Origin of the sequence: Limimaricola variabilis (assembly GCF_014195545.1) — a bacterium.
Lineage (GTDB): Bacteria > Pseudomonadota > Alphaproteobacteria > Rhodobacterales > Rhodobacteraceae > Limimaricola > Limimaricola variabilis.
Map to the genome: position 1 here is coordinate 72,529 of NZ_JACIBX010000003.1, position 14,370 is coordinate 86,898.

General features: G+C 68.4%; 15 protein-coding genes. 9 read left to right on the forward strand and 6 right to left on the reverse strand.

Annotation, left to right across the window (positions count from 1 at the left end):
• The first annotated feature begins 266 nt into the window (after positions 1–266).
• From FHS00_RS06055 to FHS00_RS06085, 7 genes are all read left to right on the forward strand, one after another.
• On the forward strand, positions 267–851 hold the full coding sequence (locus tag FHS00_RS06055; protein WP_183470864.1) for a hemerythrin domain-containing protein: 585 nt from the start codon (positions 267–269) through the stop codon (positions 849–851).
• Positions 848–1,732 carry a LysR family transcriptional regulator gene (locus tag FHS00_RS06060; RefSeq protein WP_183470866.1) on the forward strand — a complete coding sequence of 295 codons (885 nt, stop codon included), beginning with the start codon at positions 848–850 and terminating at the stop codon, positions 1,730–1,732. The genes FHS00_RS06055 and FHS00_RS06060 overlap by 4 nt, the downstream gene beginning before the upstream one ends.
• Positions 1,733–1,825: 93 nt before the next feature.
• Entirely contained in the window at positions 1,826–2,305 is a 480-nt protein-coding gene (locus FHS00_RS06065; RefSeq protein ID WP_183470868.1) for a formate dehydrogenase subunit gamma, read from the forward strand.
• A gap of 5 nt (positions 2,306–2,310) precedes the next feature.
• Positions 2,311–3,843 carry a formate dehydrogenase beta subunit gene (locus FHS00_RS06070; protein WP_183471206.1) on the forward strand — a complete coding sequence of 511 codons (1,533 nt, stop codon included), beginning with the start codon at positions 2,311–2,313 and terminating at the stop codon, positions 3,841–3,843.
• Entirely contained in the window at positions 3,840–6,791 is a 2,952-nt protein-coding gene (fdhF, locus tag FHS00_RS06075) for a formate dehydrogenase subunit alpha (RefSeq protein WP_183470870.1), read from the forward strand. Before FHS00_RS06070 ends, fdhF begins: the two co-directional genes overlap by 4 nt.
• Positions 6,788–7,594 (forward strand): formate dehydrogenase accessory sulfurtransferase FdhD, encoded by an 807-nt coding sequence (gene fdhD, locus FHS00_RS06080; protein WP_183470872.1) that lies wholly within the window; start codon positions 6,788–6,790, stop codon positions 7,592–7,594. The genes fdhF and fdhD overlap by 4 nt, the downstream gene beginning before the upstream one ends.
• On the forward strand, positions 7,584–7,844 hold the full coding sequence (locus FHS00_RS06085; protein ID WP_183470874.1) for a formate dehydrogenase subunit delta: 261 nt from the start codon (positions 7,584–7,586) through the stop codon (positions 7,842–7,844). The genes fdhD and FHS00_RS06085 overlap by 11 nt, the downstream gene beginning before the upstream one ends.
• A gap of 132 nt (positions 7,845–7,976) precedes the next feature.
• Here the strand turns inward: FHS00_RS06085 and FHS00_RS06090 are convergent, their stop codons facing one another.
• Entirely contained in the window at positions 7,977–8,210 is a 234-nt protein-coding gene (locus FHS00_RS06090; RefSeq protein ID WP_183470877.1) for a hypothetical protein, read from the reverse strand.
• A gap of 154 nt (positions 8,211–8,364) precedes the next feature.
• On the opposite strand from FHS00_RS06090, the gene FHS00_RS06095 reads away from it, so the two are divergent.
• Entirely contained in the window at positions 8,365–9,144 is a 780-nt protein-coding gene (locus tag FHS00_RS06095) for a M48 family metallopeptidase (RefSeq protein WP_246391122.1), read from the forward strand.
• Positions 9,145–9,162: 18 nt separating this feature from the next.
• Here the strand turns inward: FHS00_RS06095 and trhA are convergent, their stop codons facing one another.
• Complete coding sequence (gene trhA, locus FHS00_RS06100) at positions 9,163–9,819, reverse strand: PAQR family membrane homeostasis protein TrhA (protein WP_183470879.1); 657 nt, start codon at positions 9,817–9,819, stop codon at positions 9,163–9,165.
• Positions 9,820–9,947: 128 nt separating this feature from the next.
• Between trhA and FHS00_RS06105 the strand changes: the two genes are divergently transcribed.
• On the forward strand, positions 9,948–10,307 hold the full coding sequence (locus FHS00_RS06105; protein ID WP_183470881.1) for a diacylglycerol kinase: 360 nt from the start codon (positions 9,948–9,950) through the stop codon (positions 10,305–10,307).
• On the opposite strand, the gene FHS00_RS06110 is transcribed toward FHS00_RS06105, so the two are convergent.
• The 4 genes from FHS00_RS06110 to FHS00_RS06125 form a co-directional block, all read right to left on the reverse strand.
• On the reverse strand, positions 10,304–10,588 hold the full coding sequence (locus FHS00_RS06110) for a putative antibiotic biosynthesis monooxygenase (RefSeq protein WP_183470883.1): 285 nt from the start codon (positions 10,586–10,588) through the stop codon (positions 10,304–10,306). The two genes, FHS00_RS06105 and FHS00_RS06110, sit on opposite strands and share 4 nt — an antisense overlap.
• Before the next feature lie 137 nt (positions 10,589–10,725).
• Positions 10,726–12,501, reverse strand: a complete 1,776-nt coding sequence (aspS, locus tag FHS00_RS06115) for an aspartate--tRNA ligase (RefSeq protein WP_183470885.1) — start codon at positions 12,499–12,501, stop codon at positions 10,726–10,728.
• A 71-nt stretch (positions 12,502–12,572) separates the two neighbouring features.
• A complete protein-coding gene (locus FHS00_RS06120) occupies positions 12,573–13,178 on the reverse strand; it encodes an aminotransferase class IV (protein WP_183470887.1) in 606 nt (201 codons plus the stop codon).
• A 45-nt stretch (positions 13,179–13,223) separates the two neighbouring features.
• On the reverse strand, positions 13,224–14,336 hold the full coding sequence (locus FHS00_RS06125) for an aminodeoxychorismate synthase component I (protein WP_183471210.1): 1,113 nt from the start codon (positions 14,334–14,336) through the stop codon (positions 13,224–13,226).
• Between the last annotated feature and the right edge of the window lie 34 nt (positions 14,337–14,370).

Sequence of the window (14,370 nt, forward strand, 5' to 3'; positions counted from 1 at the left end):
TATCGGCGATTGACCAAGCGACATGGCAGGCGCCGGATTTCCGCAGCGTCAGTCAAGCATCTCGACGGATTGTTGATTTTCCGCCCCTTGCGAAGGCAGTTGATTGCCGGGGCGCGCCCGTTCCAGCAAGATCGCATCACTCCGGCAGGGTCTCGCTCCGCAAAACGTGACGACACGCCCTGCGAAGTTCGCCGCAAAGATGTCGGACGCCCCCTCCCCCCGGCCTGCATGAAAGCATAGGTTCGGGCCCGAAGGAGGCCTTGGCCATGCCCGACGATACCCCCGATTCCACCCTCGCCCTCGGTCGGCGCGAGGGCCTGCCGGACGCCCTGCGTGTACTGCTCGATGACTATCCGCGCGCCGGCTGGGAGGAGGATCCCGGCTTCGACGGGCTGGTGCGGTTCTGGCTGTCGAAGCACCTCGCGTTCCGCGAGATGCTGGCGATCCTCACCCGCGAGACCGAGGCCGCCGCCGATGGCGCCGATCCGGCCCGTTTCGCGGCCGTGCTGTCCCAGCTGGGCGGGCGGCTCGTCGGTGACCTGCACGGGCATCACGGCATCGAGGATGCGCATTACTTTCCGCGCCTCGCACGAATGGAGCCCCGGCTTGAGGCCGGCTTCGCCCTGCTCGACGGCGACCACCACGCGCTGGACGGCCATCTGGAGCGCTTCGTCGATGCGGCCAACGGGCTGATCGGCCAGGCGTCCGCCCCGGCTCGAATGCGCGGCGAGGCGGCGGGCTTCGCCGAACGGCTGTCGGGCTTCGAGGGCTTTCTCGACCGCCATCTCGTCGACGAGGAGGAACTGGTGGTGCCAGTCCTGCTTCGCCACGGTACGGGGGCGCTGGGATGATCGACAGGCTGGAGATGTTCCTTGCGCTGGCCAAGGCCAGGCATTTCGGCCGCGCCGCCGAGGCGATGGGCGTGACGCAACCGACGCTCTCGGCCGCGATCCGCCAACTCGAGGATCAGCTTGGCGTGATGCTGGTGCGGCGCGGCTCGCGCTTTCAGGGGCTGACGCCCGAGGGCGAGCGGGTGCTCGACTGGGCCCGGCGAATCTCCGGCGACGTGCGCGGTATGAAGGAAGAGCTGCGCGCCGCGCGCGAAGGGCTCACCGGGGTGCTGAGGCTGGCCGTCATCCCCACGGCGCTCGGCGCGGTGGCCCAGCTCACCGGACGTTTCGCCGCGGCGCATCCGGCGCTGCGCTTCTCCGTGCGTTCGGCCACCACCACTCAGCTTCTCGCCGCGATCGAGGATCACGAAGCCGATGCCGGGATCGGCTATCTCGACAACGAGCCGCTGGGTCGTGTCGTCACAGTCCCGCTCTATACCGAGCGCTACGTCGCGGTGATGCGGCGCGACGCGTCGCTCGCCGAGCGGTCGCGGCTGCGCTGGGCCGATCTCGCCGGGGCTGATCTGTGCCTGCTGACGCCCGACATGCAGAACCGCCGGATCATCGCAGGCCACCTCGCCGCCGCCGGTGTCGCGGCGGAGCCGAGGATCGAGACCAACTCGACCATCGTGCTGATTTCCCACGTGCTGAATTCGGGCTGGATCACCATCCTGCCCGAACGGGCGGCGGCGATCTTTCTGCAGGGCCAGCCATTGGTCGCGCGGCCGCTTGGCGCGCCCGATGCGGCGCATGAGATCGGGCTGATCGCCCCGTGGCGCGAGCCGCACACGCCACTGTTGTCGGCGCTGCTGGCCGAGGCGAAGCGCTTCGACCGGGATTGATAGGATCTCTCTATCGCGGCACGGAATAGCGATATTGATCCGGGGCGTGAGCATGCAGTTGTATGCGCGGACGACTCGAGGAGGAGCCAGCCGATGCCGACACCGCCAGCCCCCGTCGATCTGGAGGCGCGCCTTGGGGCGATCCTCGCGGATCACGCGACCTTCGAAGGGCCGCTTCTGCCGATCCTGCACGCGGTGCAGGCCGAATGGGGCTACGTGCCGCAGGAAGCGCTGCCGATCATCGCCGAGGGGCTGAACATCAGCCGCGCCGAGGTGCATGGCGTGGTCAGCTTCTACCATGACTTCCGCGAGGAACCGGCGGGCCGCCACATGGTCAAGATCTGCCGCGCCGAGGCCTGCCAGGCCCGCGGCGGTCACGGCGTCGAGGCTGCGGCCAAGGCCCGGCTCGGCGTCGACTGGCACGGCACCACCGCCGATGGCGGCGTGACGCTTGAGCCGGTCTACTGCCTCGGTCTTTGCGCCACCGGCCCCGCCGCGATGATCGACGGCCGCGTCGTGGCGCGCGTCGACGAAAAGCGGCTCGAGACCCTGCTCACGGAGGTCGGCGCATGAGCAAGCTGAAGATCTACGTCCCCCGCGACGCTGCCGCGCTCGCGGTTGATGCCGAAAAGGTGGCTGAGGCGGTTTTCGCCGAGGCGAAGATCCGCGAGATCGAGGTCGAGCTCATCCGCAACGGCTCGCGCGGGATGCTCTGGCTGGAGCCGATGGTCGAGGTCGAGAAGGACGGCGTCCGCCATGCCTTCGGCCCGGTGACGCCGCATGACGTCGAGGCGCTCTTCGACGCCGATTGGGGCAAGCACGCGTTGGCCCTCGGTCCGACCGAGGAGATCGACTGGATGAAGCGGCAGACCCGCCTCACCTTTGCCCGCGTCGGCGTCATCGATCCGCTCTCCCTCGATGCCTACGAGGCGCATGGCGGCCTCAAGGGTCTGCGCCGGGCGCTCGGCATGACCGGTACCGAGATGATCGACGAGATGAAGGAATCGGGCCTGCGCGGTCGCGGCGGCGCCGGTTTCCCGACCGGAATTAAGTGGGACACGGTGCGGCTTGCTCCCGCCTCGCAGAAATACATTGTCGCGAATGCCGACGAGGGCGATTCCGGCACCTTCGCCGACCGCATGCTGATGGAGGGCGACCCCTTCAGCCTGATCGAGGGCATGGCGATCGCCGGCATCTGCGTCGGCGCGACCAAGGGCTACATCTATCTGCGCTCGGAATATCCCGAGGCGATCCACACCATGAACGAGGCGATCCGCATCGCCCGCGCGCGCGGTGTGCTCGGCGCGTCGGTGCTTGGCTCCGACTTCGCCTATGACATGGAGGTCCGCGTCGGCGCGGGCGCCTATGTCTGCGGCGAGGAGACCTCGCTTCTCAACAGCCTCGAGGGCAAGCGCGGCGTCGTGCGTGCCAAGCCGCCCCTTCCGGCGATCGAAGGCTTCCTCGGCAAGCCGACCGTGGTCAACAACATCATCTCGCTCGGCACCGTGCCGGTGATCTTCGAAAAGGGCGCGGCGCATTACCGCGATTTCGGTCTGGGGCGCTCGCGCGGCACCATCCCGATTCAGATCGCGGGCAACGTGAAGTTCGGCGGGCTGTTCGAGACCGCCTTCGGCACGAGCTTGGGCGCGCTGGTCGACGAGATCGGCGGCGGCACGGCAACAGGCCGCCCGGTCAAGGCGGTTCAGGTCGGCGGCCCGCTGGGCGCCTACTTCCCCCGCTCCAAGTTCGACACGCCCTTCGGCTACGAGGAGTTCGACGGCCAGGGCGGCCTTATCGGCCATGCCGGCGTGGTGGTGTTCGACGACACCGCCGACATGCTCGGCATGGCGCGCTTCGCAATGGAGTTCTGCGCGGTCGAGAGCTGCGGCAAGTGCACGCCCTGCCGGATCGGCGCGGTGCGCGGCGTCGAGACGGTCGACCGGATCGCCCGCGGCGATGCCTCGGCGATCCCGCTGCTGACGGATCTTTGTGATACCATGAAGGACGGCTCGCTCTGTGCGCTCGGGGGCTTCACCCCCTACCCCGTGATGTCGGCGCTCACGCATTTCCCCGACGATTTCCATGCCAACGCCAAGGAGGCTGCGGAATGAAGGACTTTCTGATCCCCTTCGACGGACCGGGCGGCACCGGGCTGCACGACGACCGCGACATGGGCACGCCCGCCTCGACCTCCACCAGCATGGTGACGTTGAGCATCGACGGCTTCGAGGTGACGGTGCCCGAGGGCACGAGCGTGATGCGCGCCTCCGCCGAGCTCGGCATCGAAGTGCCGAAACTCTGCGCCTCGGACAACATGGCCGCCTTCGGCTCCTGCCGGCTTTGCGTGGTCGAGATCGAGGGCCGTCGCGGCACTCCCGCCTCCTGCACCACCCCGGTGGCCGAGGGCATGGTGGCCCACACCCAGACCTCCAAGATCAAGAAGCTCCGCAAGGGGGTGATGGAGCTCTACATCTCCGATCACCCGCTCGACTGCCTGACCTGCGGCGCCAACGGTGATTGCGAGCTTCAGGACATGGCCGGCGCTGTGGGCCTGCGCGACGTGCGCTACACGCCCGGCGACAACCACTACGATCCCTCGGGCACCGGTGCGCGCTCCCAGGCAGAGGCGCGGCTGCGCCAGCCGGTGGGCATCAACAACCCGCAGTTCATCCCCAAGGATGACAGCAACCCCTACTTCACCTACGACCCCTCCAAATGCATCGTCTGCTCGCGCTGCGTGCGGGCCTGCGAGGAGGTTCAGGGCACCTTCGCGCTGACCATCGAGGGCCGTGGCTTCGACAGCCGGGTTTCAGCAGGCACCAAGCTCGACGACTTCATGACCTCGGACTGCGTGTCCTGCGGCGCCTGCGTGCAGGCCTGCCCGACCGCGACGCTGCAGGAGAAGTCGGTGATCGAGATCGGCACGCCCGACCGCGCCGTCGTCACCACCTGCGCCTATTGCGGCGTCGGCTGTTCGTTCAAGGCCGAGATGCGCGGCGACGAGCTTGTGCGCATGACCCCCTACAAGCACGGCAAGGCCAACCGCGGTCATAGCTGCGTCAAGGGCCGCTTCGCCTATGGCTATGCCGCGCACAAGGATCGCATCCTCAACCCGATGATCCGCGACAGCATCGACCAGCCCTGGAAAGAGGTGTCCTGGGACGAGGCCATCGGCTTTGCCGCTTCGAGGATGCGCGGCATCCAGGAGCAGTACGGCAAGAAGTCGATCGGCGTGATCACCTCGTCGCGCTGCACCAACGAGGAGACCTACCTCGTCCAGAAGATGGCCCGCGCCGTCTTCGGCAACAACAACACCGATACCTGTGCCCGCGTCTGCCACTCGCCGACCGGCTACGGCCTCGGCCAGACCTACGGCACTTCGGCAGGTACGCAGGATTTCGACTCGGTTGAGGATACCGATATCGTCATGGTGATCGGCGCCAACCCGACCGACGGCCATCCGGTCTTCGCCAGCCGCCTCAAGAAACGGCTGCGCGAGGGCGCGAAGCTGATCGTCGTCGACCCGCGCCGGATCGACCTCGTCAAGTCGCCGCATGTCGAAGCCGCGCATCACCTTGCGCTGCGGCCGGGCACCAACGTCGCGATCGTCACCGCCATGGCGCATGTGATCGTGACCGAAGGCCTCTACGACGAGGAATTCATCCGCACCCGCTGCGACTGGGAGGAATTCCAGGACTACGTCGAGTTCGTGGCCGAAGATCGTCACGCGCCCGAGGCGGTCGAGATGCTGACCGGGGTCCCGGCCGAGGAGCTGCGCCGCGCGGCCCGTCTCTATGCGACTGGGGGCAACGGCGCGATCTATTATGGTCTCGGCGTGACCGAGCACAGCCAGGGTTCGACCACCGTCATCGGCATCGCCAACCTTGCCATGCTGACCGGCAATATCGGTCGTCGCGGCGTCGGCGTGAACCCGCTGCGCGGCCAGAACAACGTGCAGGGCTCCTGCGACATGGGAAGCTTCCCGCACGAGCTTCCGGGCTACCGGCACGTCTCGGGCTCTGAGGTCCGCGAGGTGTTCGAGAGCCTGTGGAACGTCAAGCTCGACAGCGAGCCGGGCCTGCGCATTCCCAACATGCTCGATGCCGCCGTCGACGGTACCTTCAAGGGCCTCTACTGCCAGGGCGAGGACATCCTGCAGTCCGACCCCGACACCAAGCACGTGGCGGCGGGCCTGGCGGCGATGGAATGCGTGATCGTGCAGGACCTGTTCCTGAACGAGACCGCGAACTACGCGCATGTCTTCCTGCCCGGCTCGACCTTCCTCGAGAAGGATGGCACCTTCACCAACGCCGAGCGCCGCATCAACCGCGTGCGCAAGGTCATGGCCCCGAAGAACGGCTATGCCGACTGGGAGGTGACGCAGTTGCTGGCGAACGCGATGGGTGGCGGGTGGACCTATACCCACCCCGCGCAGATCATGGCCGAGATCGCGGCGACGACGCCGAGCTTCGCCAATGTCAGCTACGAGCTTCTGGAGGAGAAGGGCTCGGTGCAGTGGCCCTGCAACGACGCTTCGCCCGAGGGCACGCCGCTCATGCATATCGACGGCTTCGTGCGCGGTCGCGGGCGGTTCATCCGCACCGAATACGTGGCGACCGACGAGAAGACCGGCCCGCGCTTCCCGCTGCTGCTCACCACCGGGCGGATCCTGTCGCAGTACAACGTGGGCGCACAGACGCGCCGCACAGAGAACTCGCGCTGGCATGAAGAGGACGTGCTGGAGATCCACCCGCACGACGCCGAGACCCGTGGCGTGCGCGATGGCGACTATGTGCGCCTCGCCTCGCGTTCGGGCGAGACCAGCCTGCGGGCGCTGATCACCGACCGGGTCAGCCCCGGCGTGGTCTACACCACCTTCCACCACCCGACGACGCAGGCCAACGTCATCACCACCGACTTCTCGGACTGGGCGACCAACTGCCCGGAATACAAGGTGACGGCGGTGCAGGTGAGCCCGTCGAACGGCCCCTCCGAGTGGCAGCAGGACTACGACGCGCAGGCCGAGCAATCGCGCCGCATCCTGCCGGCGGCGGAATGAGCGAGGGGCTGCATCCCTACAAACGGGTTGCGGCCCATGACACGGGGGCGGCCTCCGCCCTCGTGTCGCTGCCCGAGGAGACCCCCGTGGCGGTGGTCTACAACGGCTCGACCCAGGCGGTGATGATGACCACCCCCGCTGATATCGACGATTTCGCGCGCGGCTTCACGATCACCGAGGGCTTCGCCGCGGCGAGCGAGATCGGCGATGTCGAGATCGTCCGCCAGCCCGTGGGCATCGAGGCCCGGATCTGGCTGCCCGAGGAGAAGCAGGCCGCGCTCGACGCGCGCCGCCGCGCGCAGGTCGGTCCCGTCGGCTGCGGGCTGTGCGGCATCGACAGCCTCGCGCAGGCTGCGCGCGAGGTGCCACGCGTCCCCGCCTCCGACCTCGTATTGGCCCCCTCCGAGATCGGCGAGGCGCTCGACGCATTGCGGGCGTTGCAGCCGCTGCATGATGAAACCCGCGCCGTTCACGCAGCGGGCTTCTACGTGCCGGGCCAGGGGATCGTGCTGGCCCGCGAGGATGTCGGCCGTCACAACGCGCTCGACAAGCTGGCGGGCGCCATGGCCGCCGCCGGCACCGATCCGGCTTCGGGCGGGGTGGTGCTGACCTCGCGCCTGTCGCTCGAAATGGTGCAGAAGACCGCGATGATCGGCGCGCCGGTCATGCTCTCGGTCTCGCAACCCACGGCCACCGCCGTCGCCCTGGCCGAAACGGCGGGCATCGCGCTGGTCACCCGCAACCGCCACGGCACCCGCATCTTTACCCATCACGCCCGCATAGGGAGCGCCCATGTCCTCTAGAACCACCGGCGAAAAGCTCGTCTACATGGCGAACCAGATCGCCACCTTCTTCGAAAGCCAGGCCGAGGGCACCCGTGCCGAGCGGGTGGCCGAGCATCTGCGCAGCTTCTGGGAGCCGCGGATGCGCGACAAGCTCTTCGCGATGATGGACAATGGCGAGGCCGATGGCCTGACCCCTCTCGCCCGCCGCGGCGCGGAGATCTGGCGCGAGTTCGGCAAGGCCGTCCTCGCCCATTCCGAGGAAGAGTGATCTCACTCCCTCGATCCATTTCCTGACATTACGCCGTCGAAACGGGAGGCCCGGGCAAGGCACGGGGCCTCTCGCGCGGCATGGGTCGCAGGTCCGGCGCAGCCGGTAGAACGGCTCGGCGATGAGCCCGCCTCAGCCCTTCTTGGCGCGGTAGATCCCTTCGGGCAGGTGCAGCGCCGCGCCCAGCTCGCGCGCCTGATGCAGCGAGAGGGTGATCCGCACCACCGCGTCGCGCCGGGGATCATATTGCTCCACCGTCACGCAATCCTCGAAGGCGCAGACGGTGACGTCTTCCTGCAGATTGACCCCACCCTCGTCAACGAGGGTGACCACAGTAGCGTCGAAATCGTGCTCGATGGTAAACATGGGTTCAGCCTAGGCCTGTCCGGGACATCGCGCAAGCGCGCCCGGCGGCGGCATGCCGATCGCGTGAGCGGTGCCCTGCCGGGGCTGGCCGCGCCGGGGGGCGACAGCTAGGATCGGGCCCAAGTGCTTCACGACCAAGCGGAACCTCGCCTCGATGCTGTCACGCCTTTCTCCCTTCGCCCTCGTTGCGGCCCTCGGGCTGTCGGCATGCGCCCCGCCGGTGGTTGTTGCCACCGGTCCGCAGCGGACCACCACCGTCACCGGCCCCGCCCTGCCCCGCTCGACCCCGGCGGAGGTCACGATCTCCAAGGGGCCGGGCCCGGTCTCCAACCCCGAAGCCGCGCGCTCGGCCGCGCGCAACTTCGTGCAGGTGGTCGAACGGCTCGAGCCGGTGGCCGAGCAGGTCTGCCGCGCAAACGCGCCCAACCTTGACTGCGATTTCCGAATCGTCGTCGATGACCGTCCCGGCCAGCCGGCCAACGCCTTTCAGACCCGCGACGCGCGCGGGCGGCCGCTCTTGGCCTTCACGGTGGCGCTGCTGGGCGAGGTGCAGAACGCGGACGAGCTGGCCTTCGTGCTGAGCCACGAGGCGGCGCATCACATCGCCGGCCATCTCGACCGGCAAAGCCGCAACGCCACGATCGGCGCCACCGTGTTCGGACAGCTCGCCGGCGGCCTCGCGGGCGGCAATGAGGGGCTGGTACGCACCGCGCAGCAGATCGGCGCGGGCGTCGGTGCGCGCAGCTACTCCAAGGATTTCGAGCTGGAAGCCGACGCGCTGGGCGCGACCATCGCCCAGCGGGCGGGCTATGACGCGGTCAAGGGCGCCCAGTTCTTCCTGCGAATTCCCGATCCGGGCGACCGACTGCTGGGCACCCACCCGCCGAACTCCCAGCGCATGGAGATCGTCCGGCGCACCGTCGCCGGGCTCTGAGCGACCCGCTCGGGGTGCTCAGCCGAGCACCCCGAGCGCGATCGCGGCGAAGAAGCAGCCCGAGGCGACCAGCACGAAGCCGTGCCAGATCGCGTTCGAGAATTTCAGCGCCTCCCACAGGAAGAACACCACCCCGGCCGAGTAGAGCAGCCCGCCGATCACCACCAGCGCGGTCGAGGCCACCGGCAGCGTCGCCGCGATCGACCAGACCAGGGCAAGGCTGAGCCAGCCCATGAGGAGGTAGAGCACGGTGCCGAGACGCCCCGGGCTCTGCCAGAAGAACAGCTTGGCCACCGCGCCGCCCAGCGCCAGGGTCCAGACCAGCGCCAGCACGCCATAGGCGAAGGCCGATCCGATCAGCACCACGAGCGGCGTGTAGGTGCCCGCGATCTTGAGATAGATCGCCGCGTGGTCGATCCGGCGCAGTATCGGGCGCATCCCGGTCCAGGGCGTCATGTGATAGAAGGCCGAGGCCGTGAAGGTGGCGATCAGCGCACCGCCATAGACGGCGACGGCGGCGATCCGGTCGGCTCGCGCCTCGACCGCGAGTGTCGCGAAGACAATCAAGAGAACCGCCCCCGTCAATGCGAAGCCCACGCCAAGGGCGTGGATCACGCCATCGGCGATCCGCTCGGAACGGGCATAGGCGGGATAGTCTTGATGTTTCGGTGTCATGGACGTCGATCTAGCGCATCGGTACGCCGGCGAAAGGGGGATCTTCGGTGTTGTGACCAACCGATGTCGTGTGACTTGGCTTCCCCCACGTCGCGCGCCATCTTTGATGAAACGATCGGGACGGGAAGATGCGCGAACATTACGAACGGCTGCGGATGCGCGCGGTCTGGTCCTGGCAGGGTCTGCGCCACATCTGGACCACCGAGGGCAGCCTGCACCAGTGGATGTGGGCCAACATCGTCTCGGCGCTGCTGGCCTTCGTGCTGCCAATCTCGGCGGGCGAGCGCGGCATGCTGCTAATGGGCGGGGTGATGGTGCTGGCCTTCGAATGCCTCAACACCGCGATCGAGCGGGTGGTCGACGATGTCGGCGAGGAGCGGCGCGCGCTCGCCAAGCAGGCCAAGGATTCGGGATCGGCGGCCGTTGCCGTGGCCGGGACCGCCGTCGGGCTGGCCTGGCTGTGCGTGCTCGGCGGGCTGGTGTTCTAGCGTCGGGACGCGATGGTGATGTCGGGGGCCTCGGTCACGCCCGCCGCGCCCATCGCCTCCTTGAGTTCCGGCATCGACAGGAAGTCCTGCGCGTCCGACAGGCTGGCGAAGCGATGCAGCACGGTCACCCGGGTCTCGTCGTCGGGATCGACGAAGACCTCGGCCCCGGTGACGCCGTGGCGGCGCCGCTGCGGTTCGAAGTCGTCGTAACCCCGACGCCAGGTGGCGTAGTCGGCCACGGTGTGGCGGATCACCACCAGCACCTCGCCCAGATCACTCATGAAACACTCCTCCCGCGGACCGACCCGCCTTTGCTTACGCTAGGTAAGTGGGCTCTACCGTGTCAAGCAGTCGGGCGGTACATGCATAAGGCCGCCCTCCTCGAAGGCGGCCTGTTTGCGCGCGCGGAGGCTATACCTCAGCTCTCGGGCGGCAGCACCCGCAGCCGCAGCTCGCGCAGCTGTTCGTTGCTGGGCTCGGAGGGCGCGTTCATCATCAGATCCTCGGCCCGCTGGTTCATCGGGAAGAGGATGACCTCGCGGATGTTGGCCTCGTCGGCCAGCAGCATCACCACCCGGTCGATCCCGGCCGCGCAGCCGCCATGCGGCGGGGCGCCGTACTGGAACGCGTTGACCATGCCGCCGAAGCGCTTCTTCACCTCGTCTTCGCCATAGCCGGCCAGCTCGAACGCCTTGAACATGATCTCCGGCTTGTGGTTCCGGATCGCGCCCGAGATCAGCTCGTAGCCGTTGCAGGCGAGGTCGTACTGGTAGCCCAGCACTTGAAGCGGATCGCCCTGCAGCGCCTCCATGCCGCCCTGCGGCATCGAGAACGGGTTGTGGGAGAAGTCGATCCGGCCCTCGTCGTCCTTCTCGTACATCGGGAAATCGACGATCCAGGCAAAGGCGAAGCGATCGGTCTCGGTCAGACCCAGCTCCTCGCCGATCACCACGCGGGCGCGGCCGGCGACGCGCTCGAAGGCCTCGGGCTTGCCGCCCAAGAAGAAGGCCGCGTCACCGACGCCAAGTCCCAGTTGCTGACGGATCGCCTCGGTGCGCTCGGGCCCGATGTTCTTGGCGAGCGGGCCGGCGGCTTCCATGCCGCCCTCGGCCTCGCGCCAGAAGATGTAGCCCATGCCCGGAAGACCTTCCTTCTGGGCGAAGGCGTTCATCCGGTCGCAGAACTTGCGCGAGCCGCCCTTGGGCGCGGGGATGGCGCGGATCTGGGTGCCGTCCTGCTCCAGCAGCTTGGCGAAGATCGCGAAGCCCGAGCCTTTGAAATGCTCGGACACGTCCTGCATCTTGATCGGGTTGCGCAGGTCCGGCTTGTCGGTGCCGTACCACAGCGCCGCGTCCTTGTAGGAGATCAACGGCCATTCGCTGTCGACCTTCCGGCCGCCGCCGAACTCCTCGAAGATGCCCTGCATCACCGGCTGGATCGTGTCGAACACGTCCTGCTGCTCGACGAAGCTCATCTCCATGTCGAGCTGGTAGAAATCGGTGGGCGAGCGGTCGGCGCGCGGGTCTTCGTCACGGAAGCAGGGCGCGATCTGGAAATACTTGTCGAAGCCCGACACCATCAGCAGCTGCTTGAACTGCTGCGGTGCCTGCGGCAGCGCGTAGAACTTGCCCGGGTGCAAGCGCGACGGCACGAGGAAGTCGCGCGCGCCCTCGGGGGAGGAGGCGGTGATGATCGGCGTCTGGTACTCGCGGAAGTTCTGGTCCCACATCCGCTGGCGGATCGAGCGCACCACGTCCGAGCGCAGCGTCATGTTCGCCTGCATCGCTTCGCGGCGCAGGTCGAGATAGCGATACTTGAGACGCGTCTCCTCGGGGTACTCCTGATCGCCGAAGACCTGCAGCGGCAGCTCCTTGGAGGCACCGAGCACCTCGACCCCGCGCACGAAGACCTCGATCTCGCCGGTCGGCAGCTTGGGGTTCACCAGCTCGGGCGCGCGGGCCTTCACCTCGCCGTCGATGCGGATGCACCATTCCGAGCGCAGCTTCTCGACCTCGGAGAAGGCCGCGCTGTCGGGATCGCACAGCACCTGCGTCACGCCGTAATGGTCGCGCAGGTCGATGAACAGGATGCCGCCGTGATCGCGGATCCGATGCACCCAGCCCGACAGCCGGACGGTATCGCCGACATTGTCACGGGTCAGGGCGGCGCAGGTATGGGTGCGGTAGGCGTGCATTCTTGGTCCCTTTCGGCGGGTGTCGCGCCGATACACCGGGTTGGGACCTCGATGTCAAGCGAGCCGGGGGGTCAGGTCGCGACCAGCTGCGCCGGGATCGCCCCCCGGAGCGCGTTGCCCATCTCGAAGCGCCTGCCCTCGATGTCCTCGGGGCGCAGCACCGCCTCGCGCCAGCCTTGCCCCAGCCGTTCGGCGCGCAGCACCCCCGGCAACAGCCCGCAGGAGAGCGCAGGGGTCCTTCCGTCGACGAAGAGGTTGGTGATGGTGCCCTCGCAGACTTCCCCCCTCCCGTTCAGGAACAGCCACTCGTCCACCCCGTCCGGCAGAGCCGCACGCGCCGCGTCGTAGAGCGTACGCCGCGTGGTCTTGCGGTAGAGCCACGGATCCGACGGGTCGAGCCGTTCGGGATGGATCGCCACGCGCCACTCGGGCGGGTTCGGCCCCAGCGGCGCGGTGGTCAGCTCGAGCCCGCCCGCATGATCGAGCGTGAGGCGGCATCGCAGCGGCGTCTCCGGTGCGAGGTCGAGCAGCGCCGCCGCCCGCGCCCGGTCGAAGGGGTAGCCCAGCGCCAGTGCCGTTCCCGCCATCCGGTCGAGATGCGCCTCGCGCCGGTGCGCGCCCACGCCTGGATGGGCGCCCAACGTCTCTATGATCTTGGGCAGGGTTTCGGACGGCATCGCGGCTCCTTGCCTGTCTGGGAATATGGTGCGGCCGGTCAGCGTTCAGGGCAACAGGCGCGCGAAGCGGGTCTTCCACAACGCCTCGTCCCATTCCGAGGCCGCCTCGCTGTCCCAGACGATGCCGCCTCCGGCATTGAGCGTGGCGCGGCCCGCCTCCACCGTCAGCGTCCGGATCGCGACGTTGAACGAGGCGCGGCCATCCGGCGCCGCCCAGCCGATCGCGCCGCAATAGGCGTCGCGCGGCCAAGGCTCCAGTTCGCGGATGATCTCCATCGCCCTGAGCTTCGGCGCGCCGGTGATCGAGCCGCAGGGAAACAGCGCGGCGAGGATCGCCCCGAGCCCCGCGCCGGGACGCAGCCGCGCGGTGACGTGGCTCACCATCTGGTGGACCGTGGCATAGGTCTCGATCTCGAACAGCTTGGGCACCGCTACCGAGCCGGGCACCGCAACGCGGCTCAGATCGTTCCGGAGCAGGTCGACGATCATCAGGTTCTCGGCCCGGTTCTTTTCGTCCGAGGCGAGAAAGGCGCGATGCGCCGCGTCCTCGGCCTCGGTCGCGCCGCGCGGACGTGTGCCCTTCATCGGCCGGGTTTCGATTCCCCCTGCCCCGTCGGTGGCGAAGAACAGCTCGGGCGAGCGCGAGATCAGCGCGGGCCCGCCCTCCTGTTCGACCAGCGCGCCATGCGCGACCCGCTGGCCCCGCGCCAGCGCGGCGAACAAGGCCTCGGGGCTCCCCGAACACTCGGCGTCGAGCGGAAATGTCAGGTTCGCCTGGTAGATGTCGCCCGCCGCGATGTAGCCGCGCACCTGCGCCAGCGCCCGGGCGTGGTCGGCAGCCTGCCAGCGCGGCTTGACCGGGCCCAGCGTAGCGGGGCCCGGCGCAGGCGCCCAGGCGTCGGGGCCATCGGGATAGACACCGAAGCGCAGCAGCGGCAGGCGACGCCCCTCCGGCATCAGCGGCAGCAGGCGACGTTCGAAGGCATAGCCCAGCTCGTAGCTGGCATATCCCGCCAGCCACGCCCCCTCGGCCCGCGCTGCCTCGAGCGCGAGCAGCGCCGGCACCACCCCCTCGGGCCGCCAGGCCTCGATCAGGCGGCGCGGCCGGGAAAAGATCGCGCCCTGCCCGTCGGGACCGCTGTCGAAGCCTATCCGCATGCTGTTCCACATCCTTTCGCACCGTTTCGATACA

What these genes read in the sequence shown, in the direction of transcription:
- FHS00_RS06055 (WP_183470864.1), top strand. Translation starts at nt 267, where the DNA reads ATGCCCGACGATACCCCCGATTCCACCCTCGCCCTCGGTCGGCGCGAG.
- FHS00_RS06060 (WP_183470866.1), top strand. Translation starts at nt 848, where the DNA reads ATGATCGACAGGCTGGAGATGTTCCTTGCGCTGGCCAAGGCCAGGCAT.
- FHS00_RS06065 (WP_183470868.1), top strand. Translation starts at nt 1,826, where the DNA reads ATGCCGACACCGCCAGCCCCCGTCGATCTGGAGGCGCGCCTTGGGGCG.
- fdhF (WP_183470870.1), top strand. Translation starts at nt 3,840, where the DNA reads ATGAAGGACTTTCTGATCCCCTTCGACGGACCGGGCGGCACCGGGCTG.
- fdhD (WP_183470872.1), top strand. Translation starts at nt 6,788, where the DNA reads ATGAGCGAGGGGCTGCATCCCTACAAACGGGTTGCGGCCCATGACACG.
- FHS00_RS06085 (WP_183470874.1), top strand. Translation starts at nt 7,584, where the DNA reads ATGTCCTCTAGAACCACCGGCGAAAAGCTCGTCTACATGGCGAACCAG.
- FHS00_RS06090 (WP_183470877.1), bottom strand. Translation starts at nt 8,210, where the DNA reads ATGTTTACCATCGAGCACGATTTCGACGCTACTGTGGTCACCCTCGTT.
- FHS00_RS06095 (WP_246391122.1), top strand. Translation starts at nt 8,365, where the DNA reads ATGCTGTCACGCCTTTCTCCCTTCGCCCTCGTTGCGGCCCTCGGGCTG.
- trhA (WP_183470879.1), bottom strand. Translation starts at nt 9,819, where the DNA reads ATGACACCGAAACATCAAGACTATCCCGCCTATGCCCGTTCCGAGCGG.
- FHS00_RS06105 (WP_183470881.1), top strand. Translation starts at nt 9,948, where the DNA reads ATGCGCGAACATTACGAACGGCTGCGGATGCGCGCGGTCTGGTCCTGG.
- FHS00_RS06110 (WP_183470883.1), bottom strand. Translation starts at nt 10,588, where the DNA reads ATGAGTGATCTGGGCGAGGTGCTGGTGGTGATCCGCCACACCGTGGCC.
- aspS (WP_183470885.1), bottom strand. Translation starts at nt 12,501, where the DNA reads ATGCACGCCTACCGCACCCATACCTGCGCCGCCCTGACCCGTGACAAT.
- FHS00_RS06120 (WP_183470887.1), bottom strand. Translation starts at nt 13,178, where the DNA reads ATGCCGTCCGAAACCCTGCCCAAGATCATAGAGACGTTGGGCGCCCAT.
- FHS00_RS06125 (WP_183471210.1), bottom strand. Translation starts at nt 14,336, where the DNA reads ATGCGGATAGGCTTCGACAGCGGTCCCGACGGGCAGGGCGCGATCTTT.